Raw genomic sequence first — 15,591 nt, 5'->3', positions numbered from 1 at the left:
GTTCCGGTGGCGGGCGGCGTTCGAACACGTGTACGGTGCGATGGTGCCGTCCCGACCGCTCGGACCGGCCGGGTAGCGTCATGAAATGCAGCGGCGAGCGCCGCTGTTGAGAAGCCGGGGGATGCTGTCGCTCCCCGTGACTAGCCTTGGTACCGAGCCGTATACGCAGATCGCCGCGCCCAGAAGAGGAACCGGAAGAACGTGCATGACCGACTCATCGTGCGTGGAGCACGCGAGCACAACCTGAAGGACGTCTCGCTCGACCTCCCGCGGGACGCCATGATCGTGTTCACCGGTCTGTCGGGTTCCGGGAAGTCCAGCCTGGCCTTCGACACGATCTTCGCCGAGGGGCAGCGCCGGTACGTGGAGTCGCTGTCGGCCTACGCCCGGCAGTTCCTCGGGCAGATGGACAAGCCCGACGTCGACTTCATCGAGGGGCTCTCCCCGGCGGTCTCGATCGACCAGAAGTCGACCAGCAAGAACCCCCGTTCCACGGTCGGGACGATCACCGAGGTGTACGACTATCTGCGGCTGCTCTACGCCCGGATCGGGCACCCGCACTGCCCCGAGTGCGGCCGGCCGATCAGCCGGCAGGCGCCGCAGCAGATCGTCGACCGGGTGCTGGAACTGGAGCAGGGCGCCCGGTTCCAGGTGCTGGCGCCGGTGATCCGCGGACGCAAGGGCGAGTACCTGGAGCTGTTCCGCGAGCTCCAGTCCAAGGGCTACTCGCGGGCGCTGGTCGACGGGCAGATGGTCCGCCTGGACGAGCCGCCCCAGCTGAAGAAGCAGGAGAAGCACGACATCTCCGTCGTGGTCGACAGGCTCTCGGTGAAGGACTCCGCCCGCCAGCGCCTCGCCGACTCGGTCGAGACCGCGCTCGGCCTGGCGGGCGGCACGATCGTCCTCGACTTCGTCGACCTGCCCGAGGACGACGAGCACCGCACCCGGATGTACTCCGAGCACCTCTACTGCCCCTACGACGACCTGTCGTTCGAGGAGCTGGAGCCGCGCTCGTTCTCGTTCAACTCGCCGTACGGCGCCTGCCCCGACTGCACCGGCCTCGGGACGCGCATGGAGGTCGACGCCGAGCTCGTCGTCCCCGACGGGGAGCTCTCGCTCGGCGAGGGCGCGATCCAGCCCTGGTCGGGCGGGCACGTCAGCGACTACTTCCTGCGGCTGCTGTCGGCGCTGGGCGACGCGATGGGCTTCGACCTGAACACGCCGTGGGACAAGCTGCCCGCCAAGGCGCGCAAGGCCATCCTGAACGGGCACGAGACGCAGGTCCACGTCCGCTACAAGAACCGCTACGGCCGGACGAGGTCGTACTACACCGCCTACGAGGGCGTCGTCCCCTACATCCAGCGGCGCCACGCCGAGTCCGAGAGCGACTCCAGCCGGGAGCGGTTCGAGGGCTACATGCGGGAGATCCCGTGCCCGACATGCGAGGGCGCCCGGCTGAAGCCTGTCGTGCTGGCCGTCACCATGGGCGGGATGTCGATCGCCGAGGTCGCCGCGATGCCGATCGGCGAGGCCGCGAAGTTCCTGCTCGCGCTCGAGCTGAACGAGCGCGAGACGCACATCGCCGAACGCGTCCTGAAGGAGATCAACGCCCGGCTCGGCTTCCTGCTGGACGTCGGCCTCGACTACCTGACCCTCGACCGGGCGTCGGCCACGCTGGCCGGCGGGGAGGCCCAGCGCATCCGGCTGGCGACGCAGATCGGCTCCGGCCTGGTCGGCGTCCTGTACGTGCTGGACGAGCCGTCCATCGGCCTGCACCAGCGCGACAACCACCGGCTGCTGGAGACGCTGCTCCGGCTGCGCGACATGGGCAACACCCTGATCGTCGTCGAGCACGACGAGGACACCATCGCCGCCGCCGACTGGATCGTCGACATCGGCCCGCGCGCGGGCGAGCACGGGGGTGAGATCGTCGTCTCCGGCACCGTCGAGGACCTGAAGAAGTCCGAGCGCTCCCTCACCGGCGCCTACCTGGACGGGCGCCGCGAGATCGCCGTCCCGCAGATCCGGCGGCCCCGCACCCGGGGCCGCGAGGTCACCGTCAAGGGCGCGCAGCAGAACAACCTGCGCGACGTCGACGTGGCGTTCCCGCTCGGCGTCCTCACCGCCGTCACCGGCGTGTCGGGGTCGGGCAAGTCGACGCTGGTCAACGACATCCTCTACAACTCGCTGGCGAAGAAGCTGAACGGGGCGAAGACCGTCCCCGGCAAGCACAAGCGCGTCAACGGCGTCGACCAGCTCGACAAGGTCGTGCACGTCGACCAGTCGCCGATCGGCCGCACCCCGCGGTCGAACCCGGCGACCTACACGGGCGTGTTCGACCACATCCGCAAGCTGTTCGCACAGACCACCGAGGCGAAGGTGCGCGGCTACCAGCCCGGCCGGTTCTCCTTCAACGTCAAGGGCGGCCGCTGCGAGAACTGCTCCGGCGACGGCACCATCAAGATCGAGATGAACTTCCTGCCGGACGTCTACGTCCCGTGCGAGGTCTGCCACGGCGCCCGCTACAACCGGGAGACCCTGGAGGTCCACTACAAGGGCAAGACGATCTCCGAGGTGCTCGACATGCCGATCGAGCAGGCCACCGAGTTCTTCGAGCCGATCACGGCGATCCACCGGCACCTGAAGACGCTGAACGACGTCGGCCTCGGCTACGTCCGGCTCGGCCAGCCCGCCCCGACCCTGTCGGGGGGCGAGGCGCAGCGTGTCAAGCTGGCGTCGGAGCTGCAGAAGCGCTCCACCGGCCGCACCATCTACGTGCTGGACGAGCCGACCACCGGCCTGCACTTCGAGGACATCCGCAAGCTCCTCGGCGTGCTGAACGGCCTGGTCGACAAGGGCAACACGGTCCTGGTCATCGAGCACAACCTCGACGTCATCAAGACCGCCGACTGGATCATCGACATGGGCCCCGAGGGCGGCTCGCGCGGCGGCACGGTCGTCGCCACCGGCACCCCCGAGGAGGTCGCCGAGGTCGAGGCCAGCCACACCGGCCAGTTCCTCAAGAAGATCCTCGCCTGAGCCCGGAGGCGGGCCGGTGCGGGACGGGTGAGGCCGTCCACCAAGATGGAGCCATGGGAGACGAAGTGATGCCCGGGGCCGCCGAGGCCGCCGGGAGCGGGGGAGTCGGCCGGCGCGCGGTGCTGTGCGGGGCGGGGGCGCTCGGCGCCGCCGCCCTCGCGGGGTGCGCGTCCGGAGGCGGGAGCAAGCCTGCCGAGGACCTCAGGGGCAAGCAGATCGCGAAGGCCGCCGACATCCCGGTCGGCGGCGGAAAGATCTACGGCGACCAGAAGGTCGTGGTGACCCAGCCCAGCCAGGGCGCCTACAAGGCGTTCACGGCCGTGTGCACCCACCAGGGCTGCACGGTCGGCGGGGTCTCGAACGGGCTGATCAAGTGCCACTGCCACGGCAGCGAGTTCAAGATCACTGACGGCTCGGTGGAGCGCGGTCCGGCCAAGGCGCCGCTCAAGGAGTACCCCGTGCGGGTCGAGGGCGGCGGCATCGTCGTCACCTGATCGCCGGTCGGTTCCGTTTGGACCGATCCGCTCGCGCATCCGTGCTCTCCGGTGACGGACCGGAACCGACAGAGGTCACCGGAGGAGCGAGAATGCCACACAGGTCCGAGACGCAGGCGGAGAAGAAGGTCACCGTCCAGGACGGGAAGATCATGCTCGCCTGAGCGACTTCGCGCGCGCCGGGCCGTCCTCGCGGGGGACGGCCCGCGCGCCGTCGGCGTGCCGCCCCTCCGCCACCTCGTCCTCGGTGGCCGGTGCCGGGTCGTCCACCCCCGCCCCGGCGCCGTCCACGACCGGTTCGGGGCCGACGCGCAGCCGGGGGAGGGCCTCCGGGTGCTTGTCGCGGATGTAGGAGACCAGGTGCTCGCGCACGTCGCAGCGCAGGTCCCAGGTGCTCGCCGAGTCGGCGGCGCTCATCAGCGCGCGCACCGTGACGAGGCCGCTCGGCAGCACGTCCACCACCTGCAGCATCCACTCCCGCCGGTCCCACAGCGGGTTGTCCTTCAGCGCCGAGTACAGCTCGGCGCGCAGGTCCTCGACCGGGACCGTCCAGTCCACGTGCAGCTCGACCGAGCCGAGCAGCCGGCTGGAGTGCCGGGTCCAGTTCTCGAACGGCTGCTCGGTGAAGTGCGACACCGGGAAGATCATGCGGCGGTCGTCCCAGAGCTGCAGGACGACGTAGGACAGCGTCAGCTCCTCGACCCTGCCCCAGATGCCCTGCGTGACGACGACGTCGTCCAGGCGCAGCGCGTCGCTGAACGCCAGCTGGAGCCCGGCCAGCAGGTTGCCGAGGGTGGGCCGCGCCGCGATGCCGACCACCAGGCCGGCGACGCCCGCCGAGGCCAGCACCCCGGCCCCGACCGCCCGCACGGCGGGGAAGGTGAACAGCGCCGCGCCGACGGCGAGCACCACGATGATGACGGCGGCGATGCGGCGCAGCAGCATCATCTGCGTGCGGGCCCGCCTGGCCCGCCGGTTGCGCTCGCCCTCGATCCGCATCAGCCGCGCCAGCGGCGGGTCGCTCAGCGCGTACCCGATCCGCAGCACCAGCCACGTGGAGGCGCCGATCGCCGCGATCCGCATCGCGTGCCGGACCGCGTCCTCGGCGTGCCCGCCGATGAACTGGTACGGCATCGCGGTGCTGGAGCTCACCACCACCGCGAACGCGAACGCGGGCGCCGTGCAGCGCCGGGCGACCCGGCCGGCGCCGGGCCAGCGGTGCGACATCCGGCCCGCGACGAGCCGGCGGCCCCCCTCCACGACGATCACGGACGTGCCGACGACGGCGGCCAGGATGATCCAAGCCCAGAGCGCGGACACGTGCGCAACGACCCCCCTTCCGGATCCGTGGAACCTTTTGACCCTCCCTTTCCGCATGGTTTGCGAACATCCGGGCGGGAGGGAGAGATCTACGTCACCCCTCCGGTGCGGCGGCGGCGACGGCCGCGCGGGGGCACGGCGTGTCGGTGCCGCCCATTAGGCTTTCGAGCGTGGCAGATCCGGCGACCTACCGACCCGCACCCGGCTCCATCCCGGAATCCCCGGGGGTGTACCGGTTCCGCGACGAGCACGGCCGGGTCATCTACGTGGGCAAGGCCAAGAACCTGCGCTCGCGGCTGAACTCCTACTTCGCCGACTTCTCCGCCCTGCACCCCCGCACCCAGACGATGGTGCAGACCGCCGCGCGCGTCGACTGGACGGTCGTCGGCACCGAGGTCGAGGCCCTCCAGCTGGAGTACTCCTGGATCAAGGAGTTCGACCCCAGGTTCAACGTCCGCTACCGCGACGACAAGTCCTATCCCTACCTCGCCGTCACCCTGAACGAGGACTTCCCGAGGGTGATGGTGATGCGGGGCGCCAAACGCAAGGGCGTGCGCTACTTCGGGCCGTACTCCCACGCGTGGGCGATCCGGGAGACGGTCGACCAGCTGCTGCGCGTGTTCCCCGTCCGGACGTGCAGCGCCGGCGTGTTCAAACGGCAGCACCAGCTCGACCGGCCCTGCCTGCTCGGCTACATCGGCAAGTGCTCGGCGCCGTGCGTCGGCCGCGTCTCGCCCGAGGAGCACCGCCTGCTCGCCGAGGACTTCTGCGACTTCATGGCGGGCGACACGACCCGGTTCACCAAACGCCTCGAACGCGACATGCGCGAGGCCGCCGCGTCCCAGGAGTACGAGCGCGCCGCCCGGATCCGCGACGACATCCGGGCCCTGGAGCGCGCCCTGGAGAAGCAGGCGGTCGTGCTGCCCGACCGCACCGACTGCGACATGATCGCCTTCGCCGAGGACGAGCTGGAGGCCGCCGTCCAGGTGTTCTACGTGCGCGGCGGCCGCATCCGCGGGCAGCGCGGCTGGGTCGTCGACAAGGTCGAGGACGTCACCACCGCCGACCTGGTCGAGCACTTCCTCATCCAGATCTACGGCGAGAGCGAGTCGGTGCCCCGCGAGGTCTTCGTCCCGGCCCTGCCGCCGGAGGAGGAGGCCATGACCGAGCTGCTGTCGGAGCAGCGCGGCGCCCCCGTCCGGCTGCGCGTCCCCCAGCGCGGCGACAAGCGGACCCTTCTGGAGACGGTCGCGCGCAACGCCCACGAGGCGCTCAAGCAGCACAAGACGCGCCGCGCGTCCGACCTCACCACCCGCAGCCGCGCGCTCCAGGAGCTCCAGGAGGCCCTGGAGCTCGACGACGCGCCCCTGCGCATCGAGTGCTACGACGTGTCCAACCTCCAGGGCACCGAGGTGGTCGCGTCCATGGTCGTCTTCGAGGACGGCCTGGCCCGCAAGAGCGAGTACCGCCGGTTCACGATCAAGGGCGTGGAGGGGCAGGACGACGTCCGCTCCATCCACGAGGTCATCACCCGCCGGTTCAGGCGCTACCTGGCCGAGAGCGAGAGGACCGGCGAGCTCGACTCCCTCGGCGACCCGGAGGAGGGCGCGCACCAGCCGATCGACCCCGAGACCGGAAGGCCGCGCAAGTTCGCCTACCCGCCCAACCTGGTCCTCGTCGACGGCGGCCCACCGCAGGTCGCGGCGGCGCAGCGCGCCCTCGACGAGCTCGGCGTCGACGACATCGCGGTGTGCGGGATCGCCAAGCGGCTGGAGGAGCTCTGGCTCCCCGGCGAGGGCGACCCGGTCATCCTGCCGCGCAACAGCGAGGGCATGTTCCTCGTCCAGCGGGTCCGCGACGAGGCGCACCGGTTCGCCATCACCTTCCACCGGCAGCGGCGTTCCCGGTCCATGACGGTCAGCGAACTCGATAACGTTCCTGGCCTGGGCCCGGCGCGCCGCGCGGCGCTGCTGAAGCACTTCGGTTCGCTGAAGCGGCTGAAGGACGCGACGCCCGCGCAGGTCGCCGAGGTCCCGGGGATCGGCATGCGCAGCGCCGAGAGCATCGTGGCGGCGCTGCACGGCGGCGCCGCGCCGCCGGCGGGCGGCGGGGGCGAAGGTCCCCGCGGGGACGAGGGTCCCGGCGGGGACGACGGGGAGCACAGGGGGAGAAGCGCATGACCAGCGAGACCAAGATCCCGGACATCGTGATCGTCACCGGAATGTCCGGGGCGGGGCGCAGCACCGCGGCCAAGTCGCTCGAGGACCTCGACTGGTTCGTGGTCGACAACCTGCCGCCCGGGCTGCTGGCCACGATGGCCGACCTCGGCGGCCGGGTGAAGGACGCGGTGCCGCGCATCGCCGTCGTCGTGGACGTCCGCAGCCGCGCGTTCACCGACGACCTGCACTCCTCGATCGCCGAGCTGGAGGCCCGCGGCGTCCACCCGCGCGTGGTGTTCCTGGAGGCCGGCGACGCCGACCTCGTGCGCCGGTTCGAGAGCGTCCGCCGCCCCCACCCGCTGCAGGGCGACGGCCGCCTGGTGGACGGCATCGCCCGCGAGCGCGACCTGGTCCGCGAGGTCCGCGCCGAGGCGGACCTGGTGATCGACACCAGCGGCCTCAACGTGCACGAGCTGCGCAACAAGATCATCGGTTTCTTCGGCACGGACAGCGGCGAGTCCAGCCTGCGGGCCACCGTCGTGTCGTTCGGCTACAAGTACGGCCTGCCGGTCGACGCCGACCTCGTCGTCGACTGCCGGTTCCTGCCGAACCCGCACTGGGTGCCCGAGCTGCGGCCGAAGACGGGCCGCGACGCCGCCGTCCGCGACTACGTCCTCGGGCAGCACGGCGCGAAGGAGTTCCTGGAGGCCTACTCCGAGGTGCTGCGGCTCCTCGCCGACGGGTATGAACGTGAGGGCAAGCACTACGTGACGCTTGCCGTGGGATGTACCGGTGGAAAACACCGTAGTGTTGCCATGGCGGAACAGATCGCCGCCCGGCTGCGGGACGAGGGCATCGAGGTGCAGGTCGCCCATCGTGACCTCGGCCGCGAATGACGGACCGCGCCGGGACCCGGCGGGAGTCCCGGACGAGGAGAGAAACGGCACGGTGAAGCCCCTCGGCCCGAAGGTCGTCGCGCTCGGCGGGGGCCACGGCCTCTACGCGTCGTTGTCGGCGCTGCGCCGCGTCACCGACCGGCTGACCGCGATCGTCACCGTCGCCGACGACGGCGGTTCCAGCGGCCGGCTGCGCCGCGAGCTCGGCGTCCTGCCGCCCGGCGACCTGCGGATGGCGCTCGCCGCCCTCTGCGGCGACGACGAGTGGGGCCAGACCTGGCGGGACGTCGTCCAGCACCGCTTCCGCAACGAGGGCGACCTGCAGGGCCACGCCGTCGGCAACCTGCTCATCGTCGCGCTGTGGGAGCTGCTCGGCGGCGACGACGCCTCGCCCGGCTCCACGGTCGCCGGGCTCGACTGGGTCGGCCGGCTGCTCGGCGCCCACGGCCGCGTGCTGCCGATGGCGGCCGTCCCCATGGACATCGTCGCCGAGGTGCGCGGCGCCGACCCCGCCAGGCCCGACGAGGTCACCCAGGTCAAGGGCCAGGTGGCGTGCGCCAGGACGCCCGGCAGCGTGCTCGGCGTGTCGCTGGTGCCGGCCGACCCGCCCGCCTGCCCGGAGACGCTCGCCGCCGTCGAGGACGCCGACTGGATCGTGTTCGGCCCCGGCTCGTGGTTCACCAGCGTCCTGCCGCACCTGAAGGTGCCCGCGCTGGCCCGCGCCCTCACCACCTCCCGCGCCCGCCGCGTCGTCGCGCTGAACCTCGCGCAGCAGCCCGGCGAGACCGACGACTTCTCGCCGCAGACCCATTTGGAGGTGCTGCAGGCGCACGCGCCCGACCTGCGCGTGGACGTCGTCCTCGCCGACCGCGCCGTGGTGGACGACCCGGACGCCCTCGACAAGGCGGTCAAGGACCTCGGCGGACGCCTCGTGCTCGCCGACGTCGCCGCCGACGACGGATCGCCGCGTCATGAACCCGCCCGTCTGGCCCAAGCCTTCGTACAGATATTCACCGAGTGACGACCGGCGCGGCCGGGATCGGCCAGACTGCTGGAAGTCCGATAGGGGGAGGGTTCATCAGATGGCGATGACCGGTGTGGTCAAGGACGAGCTGAGCAGGCTCACGGTGCTGAAGCCGTGCTGCCGCAAGGCCGAGGTCTCGACGCTGCTGCGGTTCGCGGGCGGCCTGCACCTGGTCAGCGGCCGCATCGTGATCGAGGCCGAGATCGACACCGGTGTGGCGGCGCGACGGCTGATCAAGGACATCTCGGAGGTGTTCGGGCACACCTCCGAGGTCGTCGTGCTCGCGCCGAGCGGCCTGCGCAAGGGCAACCGCTACGTCGTGCGCGTCTTCCGGGACGGCGAGTCGCTCGCCCGGCAGACCGGCCTCATCGACAACAACGGCCGGCCCGTCCGCGGCCTGCCCCGGCACGTGGTCGCCGGCGCCGCCTGCGACGCCGAGTCGGCCTGGCGCGGGGCGTTCCTCGCGCACGGCTCCCTCACCGAACCCGGCCGCTCCATGTCGCTGGAGGTGACCTGCCCCGGCCCCGAGGCCGCCCTCGCCCTCGTCGGCGCCGCCCGCCGCCTGAAGATCCACGCCAAGGCCCGCGAGGTCCGCGGCGTCGACCGCGTCGTCGTCCGCGACGGCGACGCGATCAGCGCCCTGCTCACCCGGCTCGGCGCCCACGACAGCGTCCTCGCCTGGGAGGAGCGCCGGATGCGCCGCGAGGTCCGCGCCACCGCCAACCGCCTCGCCAACTTCGACGACGCCAACCTGCGCCGCTCCGCCCGCGCCGCCGTCGCCGCCGGCGCCCGCGTCGCCCGCGCCCTGGAGATCCTCGGCGACGACGCCCCCGAGCACCTCGTCAACGCCGGCCGCCTCCGCCTGGAGCACAAGCAGGCCTCCCTGGAGGAGCTCGGCCAGCTCGCCGACCCGCCCCTCACCAAGGACGCCATCGCCGGCCGCATCCGCCGCCTCCTCGCCATGGCCGACAAGCGGGCCGGCGACCAGGGCATCCCCGGCACCGAGGCCAACCTCACCGCCGACATGCTCGCGCAGTGATTCCCAGGGGGCCGACCCCCTGGAACCCCGTTGCGAGCCGGGCGATCCTCACGCCACGGTGCGGGTGTGTTGTGCCCGTGCGGTTTCGTGACGTGTCGCTGCGGTCGCCCGGCTCGGCGGGTCGGGCGGCCTCCAGGCGCTTGGAGCGCCTTCCGGCCGCCCGACCCGCGGCCTCGCTCAGGTCGACTCCAAGAATGTCCGGGCGTGGCACGTCCGAGTGCGCTGAACGTGGATGCTGGTCAGGGGAGGCGGTGGAGGGTGCCGTCGGGGGTGGCCTCGAAGGTCAGGTTGTGGGCGGAGAAGGTCGCCTCCACGTGGAGTGTTCCGTCCGGGAGTGCGCGGGTTCGAATTCTCGGGGATCCCTCACCGCGGACGGGGGCGATCAGGGTCAGTATGCGAAGGTGCCGGGTCCTTCCATGGGCGGGGATCTTCACCACCGGGGCGGGGAGCCGCTTGCCGGCGGAGGGGACGATCCAGCCCTGCGGCGGGTCGAGGGCGCCCCTGGTGACCCTGGCGGGCGCGCGTGCCGTACCGGGGAGCGGTAACCGGATGAAGTGGACGCGGAGGGAGCCTGCGGTGGCGACGGCGCCGGTCCCGGCCGGGACGGCGGTGAACGCGGCGGGCAGGTGCCAGAGCTGCTCGACGGAACGGGGCGTGGCGGAGCGCACCTCGTCCAGCACGGCGACGGCGTCGGGGTCGGACGCCGCGAGCACCGAGCGGGAGCGGGTCGTTCCGGCGAAGGCGGTGTCGGAGAACCGGAACGTGTCGGCGCCGCGCCGGAACTCGTGCGCGACCAGCGCCGTCGCCGCGCTCTCGCGGAACGGCGCGCCCCGCACCACGAGCGCGTTGTGCGCCTCCGGCGCGGCCAGCCACCTCCGCCAGGCCGGGTCGCTGTAGCCGATGTGGCCGCTCGGAACGAGGATGTCGCGGCCGAGCGCATGGAAGGTGAGCGCCATGTGGTCGTTCTGCCCGTGCGCGTACCGGCCCGGGCCGAAGCGCGCCGTGTAGGCCGTCTCCTCGGCGAACGAGCGGCCCTCCCGCCCCCAGCCGGATCTGCCCACCACGTACCCGGCGCGGTAGACGCGGGCCCTCTCCTTCGGTGGGACGCCCTGCGCGCCCTGCGTCGCCACATATCTGAGCGGGCCCGTTCCGAGTGAATCGATCGCGGAGGCTCTGGACGCGTCCGACTCACCTATCTGGAGCAGGTCTCCGCCGGGCGTGGTCTGGAAGGCGATGAACTCGTCCATCAACCGGTGCCGGCGGACGAGTTCGGCGGGGACGGGACGGCCGCACTCGCGCATCACCCGGAAGGCGAGCCGCCACCGGTTCCGGGTGTAGACGGCGTAGTGCGCGGACTGCTCGTTCCCGGCACCCTCGTCGTCGATGGCCGGCCGCGCGCCGCCGGACGGGGCGAGGACCGCGTCGAGCAGGCGCCGGTGGCCGAGCCCGGCGAGGTCCGCCCGGCCGATGCCGCAGCCCGCCGTCATGAGCGTCATCGACTCGTCGGTTCCGTGGTTCCAGGGCCCCGAGTAGTGCTCGGGGCGGGCCAGCCACTGCGCGTGAGCGGCGATGGCCTCGTCCAGCCACCGCCCGGTCAGGTGCCTGCGGAGGCAGACGAGGGTGGCGAGGCGGAACTTGGCGGCCTGGCCGATCGCCTCGCGCCGGTGCCCGGAGAACCGCCCGGGTCGGGCGTTGTCGGCGAGCCAGTCCCGGGTGACGCCCGCGGCGGTCCGCAGCGCGGCCCGGTCTCCCGTCCGCTCGTACTCCCTGACGAGGCCGCCGAGCCATTCGAGGGAGTGGAACCACAGCTGCCACGACCGGTCGCCGTAGGGGTCCCGGCTCCAGTCCACGTCCGTCCCGTCGGCGACGCGGGTGGGAGCGGACTTCGGGGTGGCGAACCGGCCCGCGCGCACCTGCGCCGCCGGGTTCAGCTTGTCCAGGCCGTTGTAGCCGAGGCAGACCGCCCGCGCCGCGGCGCGGGCCGTCACGGGCGCGGCGGGCGGGGCGGCGCCGTGGCAGCCGCACGGCAGCGACAGCAGGAGCGCGGCGCACGCCGCGCCGCGGGCGCCTCTCCAAGATCGAAGGGCCACAGTCCCACCACACACGTGAGGTGCCCTGCCGCCGGACCGCCACCGGTGAAGGGACGGCAAACAATCGGGGGCTCGTGGTCAGCGGGGGGTGTTGTCGCCGCGCAGCACGCGCTCGATGAGGTCGTCGCGGAGCTGTCCGTAGCCGGTCTCGGCCCACACGCTGCTGGACGGATCGACCTCGTAGTAAGGGACCTCCCGGCCGTCGCGGCGGTCGGTGAGGACCTCGGGGGCCCGCTTGTCGCGGGCCGCGCGGGCGCACGTCCGGCAGGTCCGGACGCTCAGCCGCCTGCGGGAGCCGACGGGCCGCCAGTCGAGTTCGCCGGTCGCGTCGCCGTGGAGCGGGTTGAAGAAGCACAGCGGGACGGGCGGGATCTCGGACCCGCCCTTCGCGACCGCCTGCGCGGAGGCCAGGGCGTCGCGGCCCTGGTCGAGCAGCACCAGGACGCCGGCCAGGTCCGGGACGCCCCGCGCCGCGTCGAGGGTCTTCCCCGCGGCCTGGTAGGCGTCCAGGGCGCGGGCCATCAGGGCGCGGGTCCGCTCGCCGGAGGTCGGGACGGTGCTGTCGTCCAGCAGCTCCCCGAACGCGATGACCTCGCGGGACGCCTGCTCGCGGAGCTGGTCCTCGGTGGCGCGGTGCGCCGTGGCGAACACCGTGCGGGGCATCAGCAGCCCTTCGCCCTCGCGGCGGACGGAGGCCATCCGGCGCCGCCGCCACAGCAGGAGCCCGGCGACCCCGGCCGCGGCCGCCGCGCCCGCGCCGAGGGGCAGCGCGAGCCCGCCCCCGTCCCCTCCGCCCCCGTCCCCTCCGCTCCCGTCCGCGCCGCGCTCGCCCGGCGCGGTGCCGTGCCGGGCCTTGTAGCGCTTGTCGATCTCGGCGGAGACCCGGTCGTACTCCTGCTGGCCGGTCCCGGCGACGATCAGGTCGGCGACGCGGGACAGCCGGGCGGCGAGCGGCGCGTCGTCCATGGCGCGGTCCAGGGCGACCGCCCAGGCGGCGCGGTCGGCTTGGTGGTCGCCTCCCCACTCGCGCGCCCTCAGGTCCTGGGAGTCGTCGTCGAAGGTGATGAAGATCCCGTCGCGGCCGAGGCGGTCGTGCACGACGGTCGCGAGCTGTTCGTCGTCCGTCCACGTGCCGCCCTTGACGATGGGGACCAGCACGACGAACACGGGCGCGGGGGCCCGGCGGAACTTGGCGATGAGCTCGCGGCGGGCCGCCGCGGGCAGCGCGGACGCCAGGGACGGGTCGACGTGGATCGGGGAGCGGCGCAGGGCGGCGGCCAGCCGCTCGCCGGGGGACGGTTCAGTCAACACCGAGGTACCTCATCACACGGGGGAGGAAGGTCTTGCCGTGGGCGCCCCACGCCGTCTCGCGCCATACGCCCGCGACGAGGGTGTGCGGGCGGTGGCCGTCCGGACCGGGGATCCGCAGGAGGCGCCGCTCGTCGAGTGCGTGCCTGCCGTCGAGGTCCCGGCAGGTCACGCAGAGCGGGCACTGCCTCGGCAGGGCGCCGCCGTGCTCCTTCTCCAGCTTCCGGACGCGCTTGCGCACGACCGAGTTGCCGTGCAGCGGGTTCACCAGGCACGGGGCCGGCGGTGACGCGACGTCCCGGACCAGGGCGATCTGCCCCTGGCGGGCCAGCACGATGGCGCCGACGAGGTCGATCGCCTTGCTCTCGTCGTCCTTGGCGTCGTCGTAGAGGATCTGCGCGGCGTCGTAGGCGGAGACGGCGTAGTCGCGTCCCCGCTCGCCGCCGGCCGCGGCGAGCAGGCGGCGCAGCGCCTCCAGTTCCTTGGCCGCGTGCCGGCGCAGCCAGCGCATGCTCGGCCTCGTGCGCGCCCGGGCGTACACCCTGGCCTGCCGCGGCTCGGGGGAGCGCGACGTCCTGCCCCGGCGCAGCGCCAGCACGCCGAGGCCCAGCCAGTAGAGGACCGCGGCCGCCGCGGGCCCGGCGAGCAGGAGCCCGGTCAGCAGGGGCGCCTTGATCTCGGGTTCGGCGGGCGTCAGCGTGGTCTCCTGCCCGAACGGGTCCGGGCTGGAGTACAGCCGGGGCATGGTGGGGGACGCCGAGGGCGCCGCAGCGTAGCCGTCGAGCCGCCGGACGATCCGGTCGGCGAGCCCGTCGAACGGGCGCTCGGAGTCGGCGGGCCTCGCGGCGCCCGGCGCGTCCTCCTCGTCCAGTTCGTCCCACGGGGACCGGCCCCGGCGCGGGACGTTGAACGCCTCGGACTCCAGGTTCCCGTGCCCGTCGGCCATCACGTAGAGGCCGTCGCGGCGCGAGCGTTCGTGCAGCATGAACAGGAACGCGTCGTCGCGGCCCTGCGACTCCGACTGGCTCGGGTTCGGGATCACCACGACGTACGCCGGCGTGCCGAGCCGTTTCGCCGCCGCGGTGAGGGCCGCGCGGAGGCGGGCGCGGTCGGGCGCGCCGAGCGCCTGCGCCACGTCCGGGTCGACGAACAGCGGATCCTTGGCCAGGGCGGCGCCCACCCGGTCGAGCCGGTGGTAGGCGTGCGGGGGCGGCTCGTCGGCCGCGGCGGCGCCGGGGAGCACCGCGAGCGCGAGCACGGCGAGCACCGCCGAGAACCGCGGCAATGTGGAGAGCCGCCTCATCCGCGCGCCTTCCTGGTGCTCTTCTTGGTGCTCTTGCGCGGCGGCCTTCTCGGCGCCGCCGCCTTTCTCGCCGACCGGACGCGGCGTCCGACCAGCAGGCCGAGGATCGAGCCGCCGCTCAGCGCGGTGCCGGCGGCGAAGACGCCCCACTCGATGCGGCCCGCCCGCCGGTCGGCCGCGTCGTCGGCGTCCAGGGCCTTGCGGACCTTCGACTCCGGTTTCGGGCGCGGGTGGTCGCGGCGCTCCCTTGCGCGCCCCGACAGGGCGATGTCCACGAAGCGCGCGATCATCTCCGGAGCGCCGGCGTCGTAGGCGGTCTCGGATCCCGCGGCCGACCAGGCGTCGTCGAGCGGGAGGCCGCGGACGCCGCCGAACTGGCGGATCTCACCGCCGCCCCCGGACGGGGGGACGACGATGTAGACGCCGTCCTTGCCCAGCCGGTCGCGCAGCAGCGCCGCGAAGGACTCGGACGGGTTCTCCGGGCCGAGGCCGGAAACCGGCGTCACCACCACGTACACGGGGACGCCGAGCCGGGCGACGGACGCCCTGATCCGCGCGGCGGCGTCCGGGGGCAGCGCGCGGGGCGCGTGGTCGGTGACGTACACGGGGTCGCGGCGGAGCGCGGCGGCGACGGCGTCGGCGCGGCCCGCCGGCTCGGCCCGCTCCGTCACGGGCGCGGCCCCGGCCGGGGCGCCGAGAAGCACGGCCCCCACGAGCCCCGCCAACAGCACCGACCACGTACGCCACATGGCCCGGAGTGTAGTGATGATCGTGCTATGTCGTGACAGGGGGCGTCTCCCCCGACCGGGGGAGACGGGCTCACCCGTGAATCCCACGAAACCGGTGTCCGGCTACTCGCAAGTCATTGGATAGGGTCTGAGGTGGGGGTGAACCCCGGATCGACCGTAGGTGAGCCCGG

Annotated in this window: 11 protein-coding genes; 6 read left to right on the top strand and 5 right to left on the bottom strand. The window is 73.0% G+C overall.

All coding sequences use genetic code 11. The features are described from left to right. The first annotated feature begins 201 nt into the window (after nt 1–201). Entirely contained in the window at nt 202–3,039 is a 2,838-nt protein-coding gene (uvrA, locus tag BKA00_RS11115; RefSeq protein ID WP_185024828.1) for an excinuclease ABC subunit UvrA, read from the top strand. Between the two features lie 53 nt (nt 3,040–3,092). Then, a complete protein-coding gene (locus tag BKA00_RS11110; RefSeq protein ID WP_230299149.1) occupies nt 3,093–3,533 on the top strand; it encodes a Rieske (2Fe-2S) protein in 441 nt (146 codons plus the stop codon). Nucleotides 3,534–3,683: 150 nt separating this feature from the next. Here the strand turns inward: BKA00_RS11110 and BKA00_RS11105 are convergent, their stop codons facing one another. Continuing rightward, entirely contained in the window at nt 3,684–4,853 is a 1,170-nt protein-coding gene (locus BKA00_RS11105; protein ID WP_230299148.1) for a mechanosensitive ion channel family protein, read from the bottom strand. Nucleotides 4,854–5,023: 170 nt separating this feature from the next. On the opposite strand from BKA00_RS11105, the gene uvrC reads away from it, so the two are divergent. From uvrC to whiA, 4 genes are all read left to right on the top strand, one after another. Next, nucleotides 5,024–7,033, top strand: a complete 2,010-nt coding sequence (gene uvrC, locus BKA00_RS11100) for an excinuclease ABC subunit UvrC (RefSeq protein ID WP_185024827.1) — start codon at nt 5,024–5,026, stop codon at nt 7,031–7,033. Continuing rightward, on the top strand, nt 7,030–7,908 hold the full coding sequence (gene rapZ / locus BKA00_RS11095) for an RNase adapter RapZ (RefSeq protein WP_185024826.1): 879 nt from the start codon (nt 7,030–7,032) through the stop codon (nt 7,906–7,908). The genes uvrC and rapZ overlap by 4 nt, the downstream gene beginning before the upstream one ends. Nucleotides 7,909–7,960: 52 nt before the next feature. Continuing rightward, on the top strand, nt 7,961–8,929 hold the full coding sequence (locus tag BKA00_RS11090; RefSeq protein WP_185024825.1) for a gluconeogenesis factor YvcK family protein: 969 nt from the start codon (nt 7,961–7,963) through the stop codon (nt 8,927–8,929). A gap of 61 nt (nt 8,930–8,990) precedes the next feature. Beyond that, nucleotides 8,991–9,971, top strand: a complete 981-nt coding sequence (gene whiA / locus BKA00_RS11085; protein ID WP_179835305.1) for a DNA-binding protein WhiA — start codon at nt 8,991–8,993, stop codon at nt 9,969–9,971. 239 nt (nt 9,972–10,210) lie between these two features. On the opposite strand, the gene BKA00_RS40375 is transcribed toward whiA, so the two are convergent. The 4 genes from BKA00_RS40375 to BKA00_RS11065 form a co-directional block, all read right to left on the bottom strand. Beyond that, the gene (locus BKA00_RS40375; RefSeq protein WP_185024824.1) at nt 10,211–12,061 is read right to left on the bottom strand and encodes a heparinase II/III domain-containing protein; all 1,851 of its coding nucleotides are present in this window, start codon (nt 12,059–12,061) and stop codon (nt 10,211–10,213) included. Between the two features lie 78 nt (nt 12,062–12,139). Continuing rightward, the gene (locus tag BKA00_RS11075) at nt 12,140–13,372 is read right to left on the bottom strand and encodes a hypothetical protein (RefSeq protein ID WP_185024823.1); all 1,233 of its coding nucleotides are present in this window, start codon (nt 13,370–13,372) and stop codon (nt 12,140–12,142) included. Next, the gene (locus tag BKA00_RS11070) at nt 13,362–14,672 is read right to left on the bottom strand and encodes a hypothetical protein (protein WP_185024822.1); all 1,311 of its coding nucleotides are present in this window, start codon (nt 14,670–14,672) and stop codon (nt 13,362–13,364) included. The genes BKA00_RS11075 and BKA00_RS11070 overlap by 11 nt, the downstream gene beginning before the upstream one ends. Further along, the gene (locus BKA00_RS11065; RefSeq protein ID WP_185024821.1) at nt 14,669–15,421 is read right to left on the bottom strand and encodes a hypothetical protein; all 753 of its coding nucleotides are present in this window, start codon (nt 15,419–15,421) and stop codon (nt 14,669–14,671) included. Before BKA00_RS11065 ends, BKA00_RS11070 begins: the two co-directional genes overlap by 4 nt. Nucleotides 15,422–15,591: the final 170 nt, after the last annotated feature.

Source organism: Actinomadura coerulea, from assembly GCF_014208105.1.
GTDB lineage: Bacteria > Actinomycetota > Actinomycetes > Streptosporangiales > Streptosporangiaceae > Spirillospora > Spirillospora coerulea.
The sequence above is the reverse complement of the archived record's forward strand: the minus strand, read 5'-3'. Positions and strand labels throughout refer to the sequence as shown.

Excerpts from the sequence above, each read along its gene's own strand:
- BKA00_RS11110 (WP_230299149.1), top strand. The coding sequence starts at position 3,093 with ATGGGAGACGAAGTGATGCCCGGGGCCGCCGAGGCCGCCGGGAGCGGG.
- whiA (WP_179835305.1), top strand. The coding sequence starts at position 8,991 with ATGGCGATGACCGGTGTGGTCAAGGACGAGCTGAGCAGGCTCACGGTG.
- BKA00_RS11070 (WP_185024822.1), bottom strand. The coding sequence starts at position 14,672 with ATGAGGCGGCTCTCCACATTGCCGCGGTTCTCGGCGGTGCTCGCCGTG.
- BKA00_RS11065 (WP_185024821.1), bottom strand. The coding sequence starts at position 15,421 with ATGTGGCGTACGTGGTCGGTGCTGTTGGCGGGGCTCGTGGGGGCCGTG.
- rapZ (WP_185024826.1), top strand. The coding sequence starts at position 7,030 with ATGACCAGCGAGACCAAGATCCCGGACATCGTGATCGTCACCGGAATG.